The 15,201-nt window shown below is 68.3% G+C and carries 14 protein-coding genes and 3 pseudogenes; 5 read left to right on the top strand and 12 right to left on the bottom strand.

Going from position 1 to position 15,201, the window contains the following annotated elements; translation table 11 throughout:
- The first annotated feature begins 17 nt into the window (after window positions 1-17).
- Entirely contained in the window at window positions 18-1,964 is a 1,947-nt protein-coding gene (locus ACGF8B_RS30705; RefSeq protein WP_392745140.1) for a hypothetical protein, read from the top strand.
- A complete protein-coding gene (locus tag ACGF8B_RS30700; protein WP_392745139.1) occupies window positions 1,961-2,917 on the top strand; it encodes an aldo/keto reductase in 957 nt (318 codons plus the stop codon). The genes ACGF8B_RS30705 and ACGF8B_RS30700 overlap by 4 nt, the downstream gene beginning before the upstream one ends.
- Before the next feature lie 394 nt (window positions 2,918-3,311).
- Here ACGF8B_RS30700 and ACGF8B_RS30695 read toward each other — a convergent pair.
- A pseudogene (locus ACGF8B_RS30695) lies at window positions 3,312-3,536 on the bottom strand (hypothetical protein); the annotation flags it as partial.
- Window positions 3,537-3,761: 225 nt separating this feature from the next.
- On the opposite strand from ACGF8B_RS30695, the gene ACGF8B_RS30690 reads away from it, so the two are divergent.
- A complete protein-coding gene (locus tag ACGF8B_RS30690) occupies window positions 3,762-4,487 on the top strand; it encodes a dienelactone hydrolase family protein (RefSeq protein ID WP_392745137.1) in 726 nt (241 codons plus the stop codon).
- 173 nt (window positions 4,488-4,660) lie between these two features.
- Here ACGF8B_RS30690 and ACGF8B_RS30685 read toward each other — a convergent pair.
- Both ACGF8B_RS30685 and ACGF8B_RS30680 read right to left on the bottom strand, forming a co-directional pair.
- Window positions 4,661-5,368, bottom strand: a pseudogene (locus tag ACGF8B_RS30685) (DUF4158 domain-containing protein); the annotation flags it as partial.
- Window positions 5,369-5,578: 210 nt separating this feature from the next.
- The gene (locus tag ACGF8B_RS30680; protein ID WP_392745135.1) at window positions 5,579-6,370 is read right to left on the bottom strand and encodes a class I SAM-dependent methyltransferase; all 792 of its coding nucleotides are present in this window, start codon (window positions 6,368-6,370) and stop codon (window positions 5,579-5,581) included.
- 143 nt (window positions 6,371-6,513) lie between these two features.
- On the opposite strand from ACGF8B_RS30680, the gene ACGF8B_RS30675 reads away from it, so the two are divergent.
- The gene (locus ACGF8B_RS30675) at window positions 6,514-7,242 is read left to right on the top strand and encodes a DUF4253 domain-containing protein (protein ID WP_392745134.1); all 729 of its coding nucleotides are present in this window, start codon (window positions 6,514-6,516) and stop codon (window positions 7,240-7,242) included.
- On the opposite strand, the pseudogene ACGF8B_RS30670 reads toward ACGF8B_RS30675, so the two are convergent.
- The 5 genes and pseudogenes from ACGF8B_RS30670 to ACGF8B_RS30650 form a co-directional block, all read right to left on the bottom strand.
- Window positions 7,205-7,554, bottom strand: a pseudogene (locus ACGF8B_RS30670) (transposase); the annotation flags it as partial. The gene ACGF8B_RS30675 and the pseudogene ACGF8B_RS30670 overlap by 38 nt on opposite strands.
- A gap of 203 nt (window positions 7,555-7,757) precedes the next feature.
- Entirely contained in the window at window positions 7,758-8,243 is a 486-nt protein-coding gene (locus ACGF8B_RS30665; protein ID WP_392745132.1) for a hypothetical protein, read from the bottom strand.
- Between the two features lie 21 nt (window positions 8,244-8,264).
- Window positions 8,265-8,531 (bottom strand): hypothetical protein, encoded by a 267-nt coding sequence (locus ACGF8B_RS30660; protein WP_392745130.1) that lies wholly within the window; start codon window positions 8,529-8,531, stop codon window positions 8,265-8,267.
- 559 nt (window positions 8,532-9,090) lie between these two features.
- Window positions 9,091-9,882: a carbon-nitrogen hydrolase family protein gene (locus ACGF8B_RS30655; RefSeq protein WP_392745129.1), complete on the bottom strand. Its 792-nt coding sequence runs from the start codon at window positions 9,880-9,882 to the stop codon at window positions 9,091-9,093.
- Window positions 9,882-10,073: a hypothetical protein gene (locus ACGF8B_RS30650; RefSeq protein ID WP_392745128.1), complete on the bottom strand. Its 192-nt coding sequence runs from the start codon at window positions 10,071-10,073 to the stop codon at window positions 9,882-9,884. The genes ACGF8B_RS30655 and ACGF8B_RS30650 overlap by 1 nt, the downstream gene beginning before the upstream one ends.
- Before the next feature lie 786 nt (window positions 10,074-10,859).
- On the opposite strand from ACGF8B_RS30650, the gene ACGF8B_RS30645 reads away from it, so the two are divergent.
- Window positions 10,860-11,537, top strand: a complete 678-nt coding sequence (locus ACGF8B_RS30645) for an esterase/lipase family protein (protein ID WP_392745127.1) — start codon at window positions 10,860-10,862, stop codon at window positions 11,535-11,537.
- Between the two features lie 336 nt (window positions 11,538-11,873).
- Here ACGF8B_RS30645 and ACGF8B_RS30640 read toward each other — a convergent pair whose 3' ends face one another.
- The 4 genes from ACGF8B_RS30640 to ACGF8B_RS30625 all read right to left on the bottom strand — a co-directional run bounded on the left by ACGF8B_RS30640 (window position 11,874) and on the right by ACGF8B_RS30625 (window position 15,066).
- The gene (locus ACGF8B_RS30640) at window positions 11,874-12,527 is read right to left on the bottom strand and encodes a hypothetical protein (protein WP_392745125.1); all 654 of its coding nucleotides are present in this window, start codon (window positions 12,525-12,527) and stop codon (window positions 11,874-11,876) included.
- Window positions 12,524-13,072: a TetR/AcrR family transcriptional regulator gene (locus tag ACGF8B_RS30635; RefSeq protein ID WP_392745124.1), complete on the bottom strand. Its 549-nt coding sequence runs from the start codon at window positions 13,070-13,072 to the stop codon at window positions 12,524-12,526. The genes ACGF8B_RS30640 and ACGF8B_RS30635 overlap by 4 nt, the downstream gene beginning before the upstream one ends.
- Before the next feature lie 453 nt (window positions 13,073-13,525).
- Window positions 13,526-14,257 carry an NPCBM/NEW2 domain-containing protein gene (locus ACGF8B_RS30630; protein WP_392745122.1) on the bottom strand — a complete coding sequence of 244 codons (732 nt, stop codon included), beginning with the start codon at window positions 14,255-14,257 and terminating at the stop codon, window positions 13,526-13,528.
- A gap of 260 nt (window positions 14,258-14,517) precedes the next feature.
- Window positions 14,518-15,066, bottom strand: coding sequence for a GNAT family N-acetyltransferase (locus ACGF8B_RS30625; protein WP_392745120.1), 549 nt, complete (start codon window positions 15,064-15,066; stop codon window positions 14,518-14,520).
- Between the last annotated feature and the right edge of the window lie 135 nt (window positions 15,067-15,201).

Below are 15,201 nucleotides of genomic sequence, written 5' to 3'. Positions count from 1 at the left end.
GATTGTTCAATCCGTACATGACGAGGGTGCAGGTGTTCTGGATGCTCAGGCCTGAACGAACCGGCGACACGCACAGCACGGGCGAGGCGCACGGACCTCTGCTGACCGCGACCCGGCGCGTCGGTGAGGTCCCCGAGTGGGCTCATTTGGAAAGGAAGTTGTTCGCCTTCCAGGACAAGGCATGGCGGCTCTTCGCCGACCGCTACACCGAGGGCGACGGCCGCCTCGTCTTCCGCGACACGCTCGGACAGGGCATGGACGGCCGGGACGGCGTCGACGACTTCTACGAGCCGTTCTTCAACTGGCCCACGCTCTATCTGCTCGGTGGCAGCGCGGACCTGCTGACCGCCGCCCGGCACCACTGGCGCGGAGTCACCGCCCAGCTCACCGAGATGGGCATGCTCGACAAGGGCCTGGAACGCGGCTACGACTGGTTCCACCAGGGCGAGGGACTGCTCCTCTTCTACGGTCTGTGCCTGGCGGACCCACAGGATCCGGAGCTGCGTGAACTGGCCGTACGCTTCGCCGACTTCTACCTTCCCGGCGGCCCCAATTACGACTCCGCGCACCGCCTCCTGCGCGCCCCGCACAACGGCTCGGCGGGCCCGCGCTTCGGGTTCAGCGACGAGGAGGCGTACTTCCCGTGGACTCTGGCCCTGCGCCCCTACGGTCTGCCGCTGGACGGGTTCGACGACATCACGTCCTTCGACGATCTGGCCTCCTCGCCCGAGCGTGCCCGCGCGTACGGCCGTGCGATGTGGGACCGGATGGGCCGGGGTGACACGATCGTGAACCTCGCCGCCACCGGCCTGGCCACCAACGCCTTCCTGCTCAGCGGCGAGCAGCGCTACGCGGACTGGGTGGCCGAGTACGTCGGCGTGTGGCAGGAGCGGCTCGCGGGTCGCGACGTGGTGCCCGACAACGTCGGCCTGAGCGGTGTGGTGGGCGAGTACATGGAGGGCCGCTGGTACGGCGGCCACTACGGCTGGTCGTGGCCGCACGGGCTGTCCCCGGTAGGCAGCGCGACCGTCATCGGCGCCGCCAACGCCACGCTCCTCACCGGAGACCGGGGCTTCCTGGACCTCGCCCGCAATCCGCTCGACGCGGTGCTGCGCCACGCCGAGCAGCGCGGTGCCGGTCAGATGGGCACCCTCGGCGAGCGCTGGGAACCGCACCTGCGCGAGATGCCGGCCGAGCGTACTCTCATGGTGCCCCAGCGGCACAACGACTCCGGCTGGTTCGACTTCACCGTCATGCCGGGCCAACTCCCGCTGGCATTGTGGCACTTCAGCCGTGATGAGGCCGACCGGGAGCGGATCGAACATCTGCGTGCCGAGTCCCGCTGGGACTGGACCGCCGTACACACCCAGCGGATCAAGGACGAGGCCGGGCACGAGGAGCCCTGGTACGAATTCCTGCACGGCCGGAACCCGCACTTCCCCGAGCGGATGCTGCGCAGCGCCCTCGCTAGCTGCGCCGAGCGGGTCGATGCCATCGAGAACGACACCGTCGACCCGGCCGTCGGCCCCGACGCCCTGGACATCCACCACTGGCAGCACCTCAACCCGGTGGTGACGGAGGCGCTGCTGCAGCTGACCACCGGTTCGCCGCAGGTCCTCTACAACGGCGGCCTCGCCCACCTGCATGTGCGGTATCACGACGCGGAGTCCCGCCGCCCCGGCCTGCCACAGGACGTCGCCGCGCTGGTCTCCGACATCAGCCCGGACCACACGGTGGTGGAGCTGGTCAATCTCGGCGGCGCGGCACGTTCTCTGCTGGTGCAGGCGGGGTCGTTCGCCGAGCACCACGTGGCCACCGTCCGTGTGGACGACGGACCCGAGCGGCCGGTCGACGGTCCGTACTGCCGCGTCGTCCTTCCCGGAGACTCAAGGATCCGGCTGACCCTGACCATGGCGCTGCGCGCGAGCCGCGCGGCCTGTTCCTCCCCGTGGGAGATGGCATGACCGACACCGCCACGACAAGCCGGCTGCCCTTCGCCCTGCCCCGCCTCGGCATCGGCACCGCACCCCTGGGCGGGCTCTTCGAAGAGGTCGGCGAGCAGGACGCCGCCGCGACCCTCAAGGCCGCCGCCGAGGCCGGGATCACCTACTTCGACACCGCACCCCGTTACGGACACGGCCTCGCCGAACAGCGCCTGGGCCGCCTGCTGCCCCCGTCCGACGGCAACGGCCCGGTGATCTCGACCAAGACGGGCTGGCTGCTGCGCCCCCGGCCGGACGGTTCACCCGGTGAGGTGATCACCGACTGGACGGAGCGCGGCATCCGAGAGTCCCTGGAGTCGAGCCTGACCCGCCTGGGCCGCTCCGACGTCGACATCCTCTATCTGCACGACCCGGACGACTACCCGGACGAGATACGCCGCACGGCCTATCCGGCGGTGCGCAAGCTGCGTGACGAGGGGCTGATCCGGGCCATCGGATTCGGTATGAACCACAGTGCCCCGCTCGCCTCGTACGTGGCGGAGTTCGAGGTCGACGTGGTGCTCATCGCGGGCCGCTTCTCACTCCTCGACCACGAGGCGCTCACCACCTTGTTGCCGTTGTGCGCCGAGACGGGCACGGCGGTGGTCGTCGGCGGCGTCTTCAACACCGGGCTGTTGGCCGACCCGTCCCCCGGCGCCATGTTCAACTACCGCCCGGTGCCCGCGGAGACACTGGAGCGGGCACGGCAGTGCCGGGCGCTGTGCGAGTCGTACGAGGTGCCGCTTCCCGCGGCCGCGATCCAGTTCCCGCTGCTGCACGACGCCGTCGACTCGGTCGTGCTCGGTTGCCGTTCGGCGGCCGAGGTGACGGCGAACGCTGAGGCTGCCCGCTTCCCGATCCCGGGCGAGCTGTGGCAACGGCTCGCGGAGGCCGGGTTCGTGCCCGAGCAGTTGCTGGACACACACGGCGAGTAGCGCCCCGGCGGCCCGGCGTGGCCGCTCCGCTCCCGCCCGGCGACGGAACGGCCACCGGGCGGGAGCCGGCCGCGCCGGTGCTCCACGGGGGAAGGGTCGGGGCCCGGTCGACGATCCCGGAGAATTGTTCGGCCCGGCGATCGTGCCCGGCGAAGTCCGGCCTCGGGGAAGACCGGTACAGCGGTTGGGGCTGAGAACGATCACGGTCAGGGTATGAGTGCGTTGACCTGGTGCTCGTACTCGCGGCGGACCTCGCGCTGGGCCGGGACCGTGAGGAGGTCCCCGGCCGCCGTCGAACAGCTGGCGTCGGGCGAGGAGTCGATGGTGGACGTCGAACGTCAAGGATGTGCCCGGTGCCGCGTACGAGGCGGAACATCTCGGAGATGTGCACGGTGTCGCCGGGCCGCGCGTAGTCGAGGTGCGCGCGGAACTTCGGGCGCTGGAGCGGGCGGAGGCGGCTGGAGGTGCCGCCGTCCTCCTCGAAGACCACCGGGTCCTCGATCCCGGCCTCGTGAAGGACGGGGTCCCGCCGGGCGGTGGACCGCTGGTCGGTCGAGACCCGCTTGTAGACCAGGTTCGCCGCTCGTGGGCCCCTTCCGTACACAGGATCGGACCCCATCTGTCGTCAAACCCCGCCAGCAATCACCATCGGATCCGACTGGACTCACGCCGCCGCGAACCCCGGGATTGCACGGGTCCATTGAACGCGCCGCCTGCCCGGTGGCAAACGACCGCTTGACGACAGGCAGTCGACGCGTCCGGGTGCTGTGGTCGGGACAGACTTCTGTCTGCCATCGGTGAACACCACCCCAAGCGGGCGCAACGGTCATTACCGTCCAGTCGCATGACGACGTTCACCACCCGTACGGTCGAATACCCGGCCGACAACCTGACGATGATCGGATACCTCGCGCTCCCGGCCGGTGCCGAGCGCCGGCCCGCGGTCCTGATCGGACCCGAGGGGATGGGGCTCAGCGATGTCGAGCGCCGGCGGGCCGATACTCTGGCCGAGCTGGGGTACGTGGCGCTGGCCTTCGACCTGCACGGCGGACGCTATTTGGACGACCCGGAGGAAATGTTGGCCCGTTGCATGCCGCTGCTCGCCGATCCCGACCGCATGCGAGGAATCGGTCACGCCGCGCTCGACGTGTTGCGTGCCGAACCACGGGCCGACCCCGACCGGATCGCCGCCGTCGGCTACGGAACCGGAGGCGCAATCGCACTGGAACTCGGTCGCGATGGCGTCGACCTGCGCGCGATCGGGACAGTCAACGCAGTGACCACGGGCCGACCGGGCGAGACGGCACGCATTCGCTGCCCGGTGTGGGCCGGGGTCGGGTCGGAAGACCCGATCATGCCGCCCGCGCAACGGGAGGCGTTCACCGCGGAGATGCAGGCCGCGGGCGTCGACTGGCGCCTCGTGGTCTACGGAGGAGCCCTTCACGCCTTCCACCACCCACCGGTCGACCACACCGCGCCTCCCGGCGTCGGCCACCACCCACGGCACGCACAACGAGCCTGGCGTGACGTCGTCGCCCTGCTCGCCGAGTGCCTGCCCGTCACGGATTGATCCGATCGGCACCCGATACTCACTCCTGCCCGCCGTCGTCCTCCTCGACCGCGTCCCGGTCGGGCCCGTCCAGCAGGCGGGCACGCGGGTTCGACCGGCGGTGTGACGGAGCGGCGAAGACGTCACGGTTGTTCGGGGCCCGGTGAGCTGCTCCAGCACGTGGACCACATACGCGTCCCGGTCGTCCGCGTCGGCAGCCGGCTCAGCCGCCCCAGCTCCAGCTCCAGCTCCAGCTCCAAGAACCGCGAGCCCTACGGCGTCTTCAGCGTCGCCACCAGGTCACCGGGCAGCGCCGGGTCCGCGCGACGGGCGGCGCCCGCGACGGTGGCGTGCAGCCGCTCGTCCGCGACCTTGCGCACCTCCGACACCTACCGGGCCAACACGCTCGCCCCGCGGCAGCAGTACCCGGTCACGGCGCAGCCGGCCCGCCGCGTGGTCGAGCGGTGCCGTCGGGCCCTCGGCGTGCGTCCACGCCCGGCCGTGCAGGAAGGTGCGGAACCGCCTGTACCATTCCGGGTCCTCGTACTCGTGGTACTCGTAGGCGTCCCGGATCTCCCACGCGTGCTCGTACGCCGTCTTCGGTCGCTCGGTGCACCGCTTCACCACCGACGGGTCCTCGATGCCGAGCTGCGCGGCCGGATGCTCGACCACTGGCCACGGCGCGTCCAGCGGGTCATCCGGGAGGAACCGGCCGCTGTAGCGCACCGTGCACATCTGGAGCGCGAAGCCGAGCCGATGGTGCGTGGAACCTCGCAGCGCGATCACAGAACGCGGCCGACGTAGTCAAGGAAGAATGACCGCTCCAGCTCGGGACGGGGCGGCTCATCGGCGAATTTTCCCTACGCCTCGGCCTCCTCATCGGTCAGAATCTCCACCGGCACGAGCGGAGCGTAGCCAGGCCCTGCACCTGCCCGGTGATCTGTCCGCGAACCCGGCAGAGCCCCCAGCCGGCGTGCTGGCCGACCATGATCGATCTCAGCGCCAACCGCTGTACCGATGTTCCCCGAGGCCGAAGTCAGTGGGGTCGGGCCGGCACAGCGCGCCACTTGGCCGTACGGAGACACGGTGTCTCGGCCGGCCCCACGGCCGGGTCAGCCCGGCTTGACTGCCAGCGTCGCAAAATAGTTCGACATGTATTGAGCGGATGCGTTGGACTGGTGCGGCGCCTCCGCGAAGCCGGTGAGGACGAACCCCGCGGCGAGTTGCCCGCCGATCTGGTCAGTGAGGGTGTGGCTGTATTCAAGAGGGGCATCCGCGCCGAACTTCGTGGCGCGTTCCTCGGCGGAGTACTGCGTGACATCGCTGTACGGCAGCTTGTGCACGACGATCAGCTCGCCGCGCTCGTCGAGCGCCTCGTGGTCGAACAAGTACGCATCAGGGTTGAGGAAGCCCACGAGCAGAGTTCCGCCCGGTCGCAGGACGCGGAAGCACTCACGCCACACCCGTGCCGGGTCTGGTACGAACAGGTTGGAGACCGGATGGAATACGATGTCGAATGTTGCGTCGCCGAAGACGCTGAGGTCGCGCATGTCGCCCAGGACGGTGCGCAGCTCAAGTCCGTCGCGGGCCGCCACCATCCGGTCCTGGCTGAGCTGGCGGGGCGAGTTGTCGAATACGGTGACCCGCGCCCCTGCGGCGGCGAGGATCGGACCTTGCTGGCCACCGCCGGAGGCCAGGCACAACACGTCCCTGCCGGTCAGATCCGTCGGCAACCAGGAGCGGTCGACCGGCTCACGCCCGATGAGAACAATCGACCAGTCGCCCCTGCGGGCGCGCTCGACATCCTCAGCACTCACCGGCCTCGTCCACTCGTTGCCCTCTTGCACACACTTGTCCCAGGCTGCCCGATTGTGGGCAACGGGGTCGACAACAATGTCCTGCACGTTCAACTCCCTGCTACGGCCAAGCGGACGCCTGCGGTACCGACGGTTCGGTGCCGCCAGCCAACACGATCGCAGGGTGCGGGCTCAACGAAAATTCGACATCGTTTCTGATGTCTGTCAGAGGTGCCGCGTAGATTCCGGTTGTGCCCGAGCCCTTGAGCGAAGTTCTCAGACAGCTGCTGGACGACTTGCCACCTGGCAGGCTGATTGGGCCGTGTCATCATCCGCATCCGGTGGTGTGGATGAGCGACGGCCCGGTCACAGATGCGGCTGACTGGTGGAAGCGGTTGCACGCGCGTCGTCGTGAGACCGGCCTGTACCCGCTGTTGCTTGAGTACCCCGACGACTCATTCGAGCCTGTGGGTGGTGGCTACGGGGCTGACGCCGATGCCGGCTCGTACTTCCGGAGCGAGTGGACGGACGACTCGTGGCCGCCTTTCGAGGAGTGGCCCGGTCTCGCGACGCCTGCCGCGGTGGTGACGGACGCTGACGTGTGCGCGGGGGAAGTGGCGACTGCTGTCGCCCGCGACGGCCGAGCCCGGTGTCTCGCACTCGTCCAGGTCGCGCGGGGCGCCGATGCGCCCGCTGCCCTCAGCTGGCTGGGCATGACGAATCACATGACCGCGCAGGAACTGTCGGCAGTGCTGCGTTCCTGGGAGCACCGGTTCGGTGTCCGTGTCGTGGGCTTTGGACACGGAAGCCTGTATCTCTCGGTTGCTGCTCAACCGACGGACGCCCGCCAGGCCCGTGTCCTCGCCGCGGAGCACTACCTCTCCTGCCCGGACGTCTTCCATGAGGACCCCGACCTGGACTGGTCCACGTACCACGAAGAGCTCATGCAGCGTCGAGAGTGGCGGTTCTGGTGGGATTGAGAGGGCTGTTCTTGGCGAGGCGGCGGTGGCAGATCAGCGTGGCGGCGATGCCGACGAAGACAAGGAAGTGCTCGGGCTTGCGTTGGTAGCGGTGGTGGAGGCGTCGGCAGCCGGACAGCCGGGAAACGGTTCGTTCGACGACCCAGCGGTGGCGGCCGGGCCGCTGCGAGGACTCGACGCCTCTCCGGGCGACGCGGTGGCGTATGCCGCGCCCACGAGCCATCGCCGCAGGTGGTCGTAGTCATAGCCCTTGTCCGCATGCAGCTTCGCCGGTCGCCTGCGGCGGGGCCCGCGGCAGCAACGGATGGGCGGATTCCACGGATGAGCTGTTCCAGCCCCTGGCTGTCCTTCGATCTCGCCGAGCCACCCTCTGTTCCGCTTCGGTGATTCGGGCGATCAGGTTGTCGCGGACCTCGACGAGGCGGTGTCTCTGAGCCGGGTCCGGTCGGAGCATGGAGCATCGAGTACACACTTCTTTGAACTAGTTGCGTTCATCCGGGCCAATTCGGGCAGGTTCACCCCCAGGTGATGACCTCGACGGCTGCCGGTTTGGGAAACGGTGTTGATTCCCAGCCCAAAGGCCAGCCTCCCTCGCGGTACTCCGAGGTCTCGGCCTCCAGGCGACGTGGAACCCGCCGGCTCCACCACCCGGCCCCTTCCTCGGGCCGGCCAGGCAACGGAACTGTGGCCCGGCGATACTGCTCGTCGATGCGGTCGAGCTCGGGCTGCCTGATCGACCGGACGCGCGGCGGCAGCAGCGGCCAGACCTTCGCGAGGGCGCTTCGGCACCAGATGCTGTTGTGGAACTCGGGTGCGCAGTCCGAGTAGTCTTCCTGCTCCAGCTCCGCGGCGATGCCGCTCCACTGTTCGAGCAGGGAGTTGAGTGTGGGTGGCCGTCCGCCAGTTCGGGGGCCGGCGCCGGCGGTGAGGGCTGCATGTACGGCGTCGTATTCTTCGGCGCTCAGAACGATTGCAACCGTGTGATCGTCTGTTGGGTTCATGCGTCGACCTTCTCTGGACTTCTACTGAGCGGTGATCGATTCAGGAGTGTTGTTGCTCGCGGTTGAGTTCGTGGTAGGCACGAAGAAACGTAGACCGTCGTTCACCGCCCGAGACTCGATTTCCTGCAAGAACCAGGGGCGGGCGGGGTAGTCGTCGGTCGCCAAGCCTCCGTGCTTCGGATCGCCAGAAGTTGGCGAAAGTTCTGCGATGCCGTCGATCCCCCCAGTGATCTTGATCTGGACTGTCCAGGTGGGATGGTGCCCGAGGGCCGCTTCGAGGATCGCCACGTCGTCGGGTCCCAGTCAAAAAAGGAGGTAGCCGGTCTGTTCATCGTCGATCTCGACGTAGAGGTTGCCGTCCAAGTCCACGGATCACGCTGCTGGGGCAGATGCCGATCGAGTAGAGCGATCGTCTCAGCTCGCTCACCTGATGGAAATGCGAACGCGCTGTGCATGGCTAGGGGCATAGACGGTGCAGCTTCGCGGTGGCCACGGGTATTCAGGGGCGGAGCGTTCCGTGGGTGTGCCGGTGGCGCAAATGACGGTGTCGGCAATGGCCGGCATCCCTGGGTTGGCCGTTGGCGGGCGCCGGGCGATGAGGTTGTCGAGCTGGGCGTGTTTCTCCTCTGCTCCGGCAAGGTTGGCCTGGAGGCCCTCGACCTCGCCGCGCCGGGCCTTCGCGCTTCGCAGTTGGGTTCGGCACTCTTCGCTGGGCCGAGAGGCTCGGCGGTGGGCGATGAACGCTCGATGGGCCTCGATGGCATCCGTCGGGTAGACGGCAATATGGTGGAGTCGGGTATTGGAACTCCCGGAATGCCCGGCCGTAGGGACTCCCCCAGCCGCAGTGTTACACGTTTGTCCGATCTTGATAGCTCGACTTGATTAGGTCTCGTCGGCGCTGGCCGAAGTACCAATTGGCGGACTCGTCAAGGTCGATCGTGGTTCTGATTACGGTGGTCTCGTCAGAGTTCGCCTCGGCAAGGACCTCCCCTCTCGGTGAGATGACCATGCTGGGGCAGTGCTGGTGAGGATCTGCCACGTTGGCCGCCAGGACGAACCGCTGGTTCTCCGCTGCGCGGCTGATGAGGTGGCTCCGCCAGACCCCTGCAGGCTCGGAGGGGTTGGCCGCATGGGTGAGGTAGACGAAAGCATGTGCTCCGCGGTCGGCCAGATGCTGCCATTGCTCGGGGAAACGGATCTCCCGGCAAATCTGGACGCCGAGAGTGATGGGCCCGCTCGCCAGATGGATCGGGAGCGTCACGAGCTCAGAGCCGGCATTGAGTTTGCCACGCTCGTTCATCGCCAGGTTGACCTTCCGGTAGGTCCATCGGGTGCCGTCCGGAGAGAAGTAGAGGGCGGCATTGCTCCAAGCGCCATCCTCGAATAGCAACGTGCCGCAGAACAGGTGGATGGCTCTGCGCTGCGTTAGCTCTGCGAGACGGTCCATGGCATGCGCGAGGACCGAAAGCGGTAGGCGTTCGAGGGCTGAGAGGTCGGCGCCGTAGCCGGACAGTGCGCCTTCGGGGAGTACGACGATCTCGTCTGGTTGTACGTCTTCCAGGAGTGAGGTGATGGCTGCGAGGTTTTGCTCGATGTCCCAGGTGATGGGAAATTGCGCGATTGCTATGGAGGCTTTCATCAGTCCTTCTCTCCGCGGCTTATCTCTTCTGCGTAGGCAGCCCAGTCACCGCCGGATGCCTTCTGCCACTGGACGGCGACTTGGATGTGGCCGCCGACCATCCGGGCGAGGATAGCGGCGGAAAGCTCGGCGGCGAGGGTGAACAGGGCGGTGGATCGGTCCTGTTCGGGCCGGATGCAGATCTTGTGCAACCGCAGAGCGATCTGGCTGTCGCTGAGCGGGCGGCCGGGCTGCCCGCCGCGGAAGAACCGGGAGGCGCCGTCCGGGGGTGCCGGTCCTGGCCTTGCCGCGTCGGGTTGCGCCGAGCTCGCGGACCAGGGTCGCCAGCGGCATCGCGCCCGAGGGCCCCCATGCCGTTGCCGAGGAGGTCACGAATCTTCTGATCGAGGACGCATCGCCGGCAGGCGCGAGGGCTCTGACCGAGTCGGTCGGATTCGTTGAGGCCGGCACCTCTTGGAGCGCTTGTCGCAGGAGCTTCGGGAGAAGCGGGAGCTCTCGCCGCTGCGACACCACTGGAAGAGCAGTGGCATCTGTGAATTCCAGGTCTTCTCGACCATGTCATAGCTGGAGAGGTAGACGACGGCACCGGTGCGTGGGGCGCGAATGCGGGTGTTGATCGCGCCGAGCACTTCGGCGGACTCCGGGCTGACCTGATGGCTCGCTCCTCCGCTGTTCCGGAGGCACGATCTGAAGGAGTCGCAGCCCGCCGCCACTCTCTCCCCCGTCCCGCTCCCCGCGACCGCTCCGGCCATCGCCCCGGAAGGCCCCGCCCCACGCCTGAGAACTCGAAGCCGTCCGTGCTCATCGTCTCCGTCCCAGCGCCGGCCGCTCCGGACAGTGCCCTCGCCGAGGGTGCGCCGACGCATCGGGTCGTGCATCACGGTTCCAACGGGAGTCCGCATCCCCCATCATGTCGACTCGTTGTGACCATGCAGTCCGCCCGACCACGAGGTCGGCTCAGAGCAGGAGACTTGTTCATGCGTCATCCAGCACTCGCCGCTGCGTCGGCGCTCGTCACCACCCTCGCGTTGTCTGCGCCGGCCGTCGCAGCCCCGACGGCGCCCACCGAGACGCCGGTCGTCTTCGTACACGGCCGCAACAGCGACGCGGGCGTCTGGACCACGATGATCAGCCGCTTCGAGTCCGCGGGGGATCCGAAGAGCCGCTTCTTCGCCTGGGACTACGACACATCGCTGTCGACCAACGAGGTACTGAGTGCCCGACTGGCCGACTACGTCAGCCGCGTGCTCGACGAGACCGGCGCGAAGCAGGTCGACATCGTCGCGCACAGCCTGGGCAGCCTCCCGTCCCGCTGGTACATCAAGTTCGGGGGCGGCGGGACCACCGTCCGGAACTGGGTGTCCTTGGCCGGCCCCAACCACGGCACGAGCCTGGGCTATCTCTGCGCTCTCTGGTACCAGGGGTGCAGGGACATGACGCCCGGATCGTACGTCGTCCAGCACCTCAACGAAGCGGACCCGACACCTGGACCCACGCGGTACACGACGTTCCGTTCCGGCTGTGACGAGCAGATCAGTCCGACCACGAGCACGATGCTGGACGGGGCCGTCAACGTTGAGACCGGCTGCCTCAAGCACAACGCGCTGCTGACGGATCCAGCCGTCGCGGACCAGGTTCACACCGTGCTCAAGTAGTCCTGCTGCCCCAGAGGGCGGAATCCCGGCGGCAGCCGATCACGCACCGATCCGCCCGAGGCGATGGCGCCCCAAAGGCCGGGCCCGCCCTCCCGTACGTACAGGGCTCGGACCGGCTGCCGCGTTCACCGAAGTACGCGTCGGGGCCGGTGATCACGTGCTACAGCCGTCCACCGGCGAGCCCGCATGGAACCGCCCGGATGACGCTGAAGGCATCCCCTCGGCGAAGCCGGGCCGCCGTGAAGGACCCCGGCCGAAGGACTGGGAAGGCAGGCGAATTCCGTGCCCGCTCCGCTTCCCGGTCCGGGTTCAGGCCCCGGCCCCGCAACTCCGGTCTCAGGGCCGACGCCCGAGTGCTGAGCCGAGTGCGGCGATCCAGATGAGCAGCAGGGGTAGTGAAACGTACGCCACCGGGGTCAAGGCGGTGGAAAGGAGCAGATATCCGATGCCCGACACGGCGATCGTAACGGCGAGGACCCAACCGACGACGGCTTCCCACCGCCGCAGCTGTGTGGCGTGCCGCGAGGCCGTGCAGGCGGCCGCTGCGAGTGCGGCGAGCGCGAACATCTTTACACCGTCCGCGCGTTGGACCGCCTCGAACAGTGCACCGGTGATACCCGGTGCCGCCGGATCGGCTCCAGACACTGCGATCAGTTCCAGGACGAGCTGTACGAGTGCGAGCACCCCCGCGACTCCTCCGGCCCAACCGGCGAAGCAGGCCGCGGCACTGCCGATACGGCGGGACCGGACGAGAAGTCCGTTGGCGACGACCACCAGGCCGAACCCTGCCACACCGTGAACGAGCAGCGCCTGGGCCATGGCCTCGATCGGCTTGCCGGCATACGCGCTCGCGATCGCGGCCCGTGTGTCGCCGACTTCGGGTGTGGCTCCCCATGCGGCGACGAGCCCGAGGATCCATGCCGCGGCATGCGAGTATCCGGCGACGCGGGCGGTGACGCCTGAAGCAGGCTGCTGGGCGACCGTGGTCATGCTGCCCCTCCCCTGGTCCTGTCCTGGATCGCCCGGGCGAACGCATCGCAGCCGGTGCGCCACGCTGCGTCCAGGTCCGCGTCGGGCGGGAAGCGGCCGTCGAGCTCCAGCACGACCATGCCGTGTGCGAATGCCCAGAACGAGCGTGCGATGTCGATGTCGCCGTGCACCGCGCGGGCCAGCGGCATCGCCGCACGGTCTTCGAGGCCGTCGGGGAGGGCGGTGCGGCCGAGCGGCCGGGTGTGGGTGAGGCGGTAGAGATGCGGGCCGGCGAGTGCGTGCTGCCGGTAGGCGCGGGCGAGCACGAGAAGCGGCGGTTCAACACCGATCTCGGCTTCTGCCGCTTCCAGATCCTCCGCCAGCTGGGTCATCCCCTGCGCCTGAAGCCCGGCCTCGACAGCGGCCTTGTCGGGAAAGTGCTTGTACAGAGACGGCGCCCGGACGCCGACACGCGCGGCGATGCGTCGCATCGACAACGCCTCGGGGCCTTCGGTGTCCAGCAGTTCCCGGGCGGCGGCCATGATCTGCTGTGCGCGGTCAGTCACGTCGGGCCACTCTCGCGATCGCGATTTCCGCAGTGCGCTTCGCACAATGTCGTCGGAATGCGCCCGGCCCGGCAGGGAGCATGGAAACGGCGGCGGCCGAGGGCTCCCGCTCATCTCCGGCGGTCGCCGATGCCCCGGCGAGGAAGGCCGTCGACTCGCAGGCCTCCCGGCGGGCCGGGGGCAGGACGTTGCCACCCGAAGTACTGCTGGTTGTCACGGTGTTCACTGCGTCCCCCTCATATCGTGACGGGCCGACATGACCAACGCCGTCCACCAAGTGGCGTCACGATATGGCTAACGGTGTTAGCCGTCAAGGTCGATGAATTCGAGTGCCGCCTTCACACCCTCCGGACGCAGGCGAATCGGCTCCCGCGCCCCAGCAAGGGGCATCAGGTCACGACGGCGCGGGACGCCCGTCGCCGCTGGCGCGCCCGGCTCACGCCCACGGCGGGCTCAGGACATCAGCACCGCTTTCCCCAACGCGACCACGACTCCGTCGTCGTTGCAGAAGCTGCCCTCACTGATGTCGGCCTCTATGCCGAGCTTGACCACACCGGTGATGTCCACCGACACGGTCTGCGGCCTGTTGACCTCCAGCATGATGTTCTTGCGGGTCTTCCCGTCCCCGATGACCTCCAGCTTCCCGCTCACAGCCACGGCGTTGTCGTCGAGCCCCACGGTCAGGACTAGCTTCCTGTACCTCTGGTTGATGCTGTACTCGGTGCCGGGCTGGCAGGGGTATTTCACAACCATCGCATTGGAGTAGGGCTTACCTCCCAGCGTCACGGTCCGGAGGCCGAACTCGTCGTCGGGATAGTCCCCGAGAGGGGTGAGATCGCTCAGGGCGACTTCACCCGAGGGCAGCGGAGCGGGCGCGGGCGACTGAGCGGAATCCTCGTCGACCGGTTTCCGGGGCGATGCCCCAACGGTGGCGGTGGCGGTGACCGTGACGGTTTTGGTGACTGTCACGGTCCTGGCCGTCGGAGAGTTCACCACGGTCGGCAGGCCGAAGAACCCCAGCAGCAGACCGATGACAGCCGTGATGGCCGAGACGAGCGCGGCGATCTCACCGATCCGCCTCCGTCCCGGCGTCGGCGTCGGAGGCCCGGGATCCGGCGGCGAGGGCGGCCGTGGCGGTGGCGGTAGAGGTGGCGCTCCGTCGTCGGGCGGCGTTGCAGAACTCATCGGCCGTTCCTCCCCGTTGCGAGTAGAGACGCATTAAACGGGATCCCCGCCTCGCACGGCTAGAACTTGGCCGGTCGATGATGGCCTGCTTCGCAGCCGGGTTGTAGCCGGGGCACGGGAGGAGCAGTTTCACCCCGAAGGTCTGGCCGGCGCGGGAAGGCAGGAACGGCTCCGAGGACGCTGCTCGTGGCCAGGGCGTGTCTCGTGGCCATAGCGTGTCTCGCGGGCAGCAGTGTGACTCGCGGGCAGCGCCGTGCAGCTCAGACCTCCGGGAGGGACGGATCGGGAGTCCAGGGGTCCGGCGCGGTGATGGACCAGCGTTCATGGTCCCGCCAGCCCCCGTTGATGTAGAGGTATGCGGGTGAGATCCCTTCGTAGCGGAAGCCCAGCCGCTGGACCAGGGCCAGGGACGCCTTGTTCGACGGCCGGATGTTGGCCTCCAGCCGGTGGAGCCGCAGGTCGGTGAAGGCATGTTCCAGGGTGGCGGCGATCCCCTCGGTCATGTACCCGTACCCTGCGGACGGAGCGAAGGCCGCATAGCCGATGGACGCGCCCTGGTAGCGACCCCGGATGATCGAGTTGATGTTGACCATGCCGGCTGCCACGCCGGAATCCCGGACACGGACCAGAAAGCCCAGGTTGCTGCCATCGTCGAAGCGGCGCATCCAGGCCTGGAACTCCTCCTCGGTCGCGGGCAGCCGCATCCACGGCAGGTGCAGCTCGGAACTGGCCCGCACGAGCGTGCAGAACTCGTCCTGGTCGGCGAGGGTGAGCGGGCGCAGTTCGACCCGTGACGGCATGTTGAGCATGGACCAACGTTAGGGCCTGTGAGCAGCTGCCGGACCACCCGGCCCCCACCGGCGGACCTGCGGGCTCCCCTCAGCCCCGCTTTCCGAGGGCCTCGTGCGAGGAGTTCGCGGCGCTTCCGGAGCCGGTCGCCGAGG

It is taken from the genome of Streptomyces sp. NPDC047917 (assembly GCF_043204345.1).
GTDB classification, from domain to species: Bacteria; Actinomycetota; Actinomycetes; order Streptomycetales; family Streptomycetaceae; genus Streptomyces; species Streptomyces sanglieri.
The sequence above is the reverse complement of the archived record's forward strand: the minus strand, read 5'-3'. Positions and strand labels throughout refer to the sequence as shown.

Excerpts from the sequence above, each read along its gene's own strand:
- ACGF8B_RS30630 (WP_392745122.1), bottom strand. The coding sequence starts at position 14,257 with ATGAGTTCTGCAACGCCGCCCGACGACGGAGCGCCACCTCTACCGCCA.
- ACGF8B_RS30690 (WP_392745137.1), top strand. The coding sequence starts at position 3,762 with ATGACGACGTTCACCACCCGTACGGTCGAATACCCGGCCGACAACCTG.
- ACGF8B_RS30625 (WP_392745120.1), bottom strand. The coding sequence starts at position 15,066 with ATGCTCAACATGCCGTCACGGGTCGAACTGCGCCCGCTCACCCTCGCC.
- ACGF8B_RS30640 (WP_392745125.1), bottom strand. The coding sequence starts at position 12,527 with ATGACCACGGTCGCCCAGCAGCCTGCTTCAGGCGTCACCGCCCGCGTC.
- ACGF8B_RS30700 (WP_392745139.1), top strand. The coding sequence starts at position 1,961 with ATGACCGACACCGCCACGACAAGCCGGCTGCCCTTCGCCCTGCCCCGC.
- ACGF8B_RS30645 (WP_392745127.1), top strand. The coding sequence starts at position 10,860 with ATGCGTCATCCAGCACTCGCCGCTGCGTCGGCGCTCGTCACCACCCTC.
- ACGF8B_RS30655 (WP_392745129.1), bottom strand. The coding sequence starts at position 9,882 with ATGAAAGCCTCCATAGCAATCGCGCAATTTCCCATCACCTGGGACATC.
- ACGF8B_RS30705 (WP_392745140.1), top strand. The coding sequence starts at position 18 with ATGACGAGGGTGCAGGTGTTCTGGATGCTCAGGCCTGAACGAACCGGC.
- ACGF8B_RS30665 (WP_392745132.1), bottom strand. The coding sequence starts at position 8,243 with ATGAACCCAACAGACGATCACACGGTTGCAATCGTTCTGAGCGCCGAA.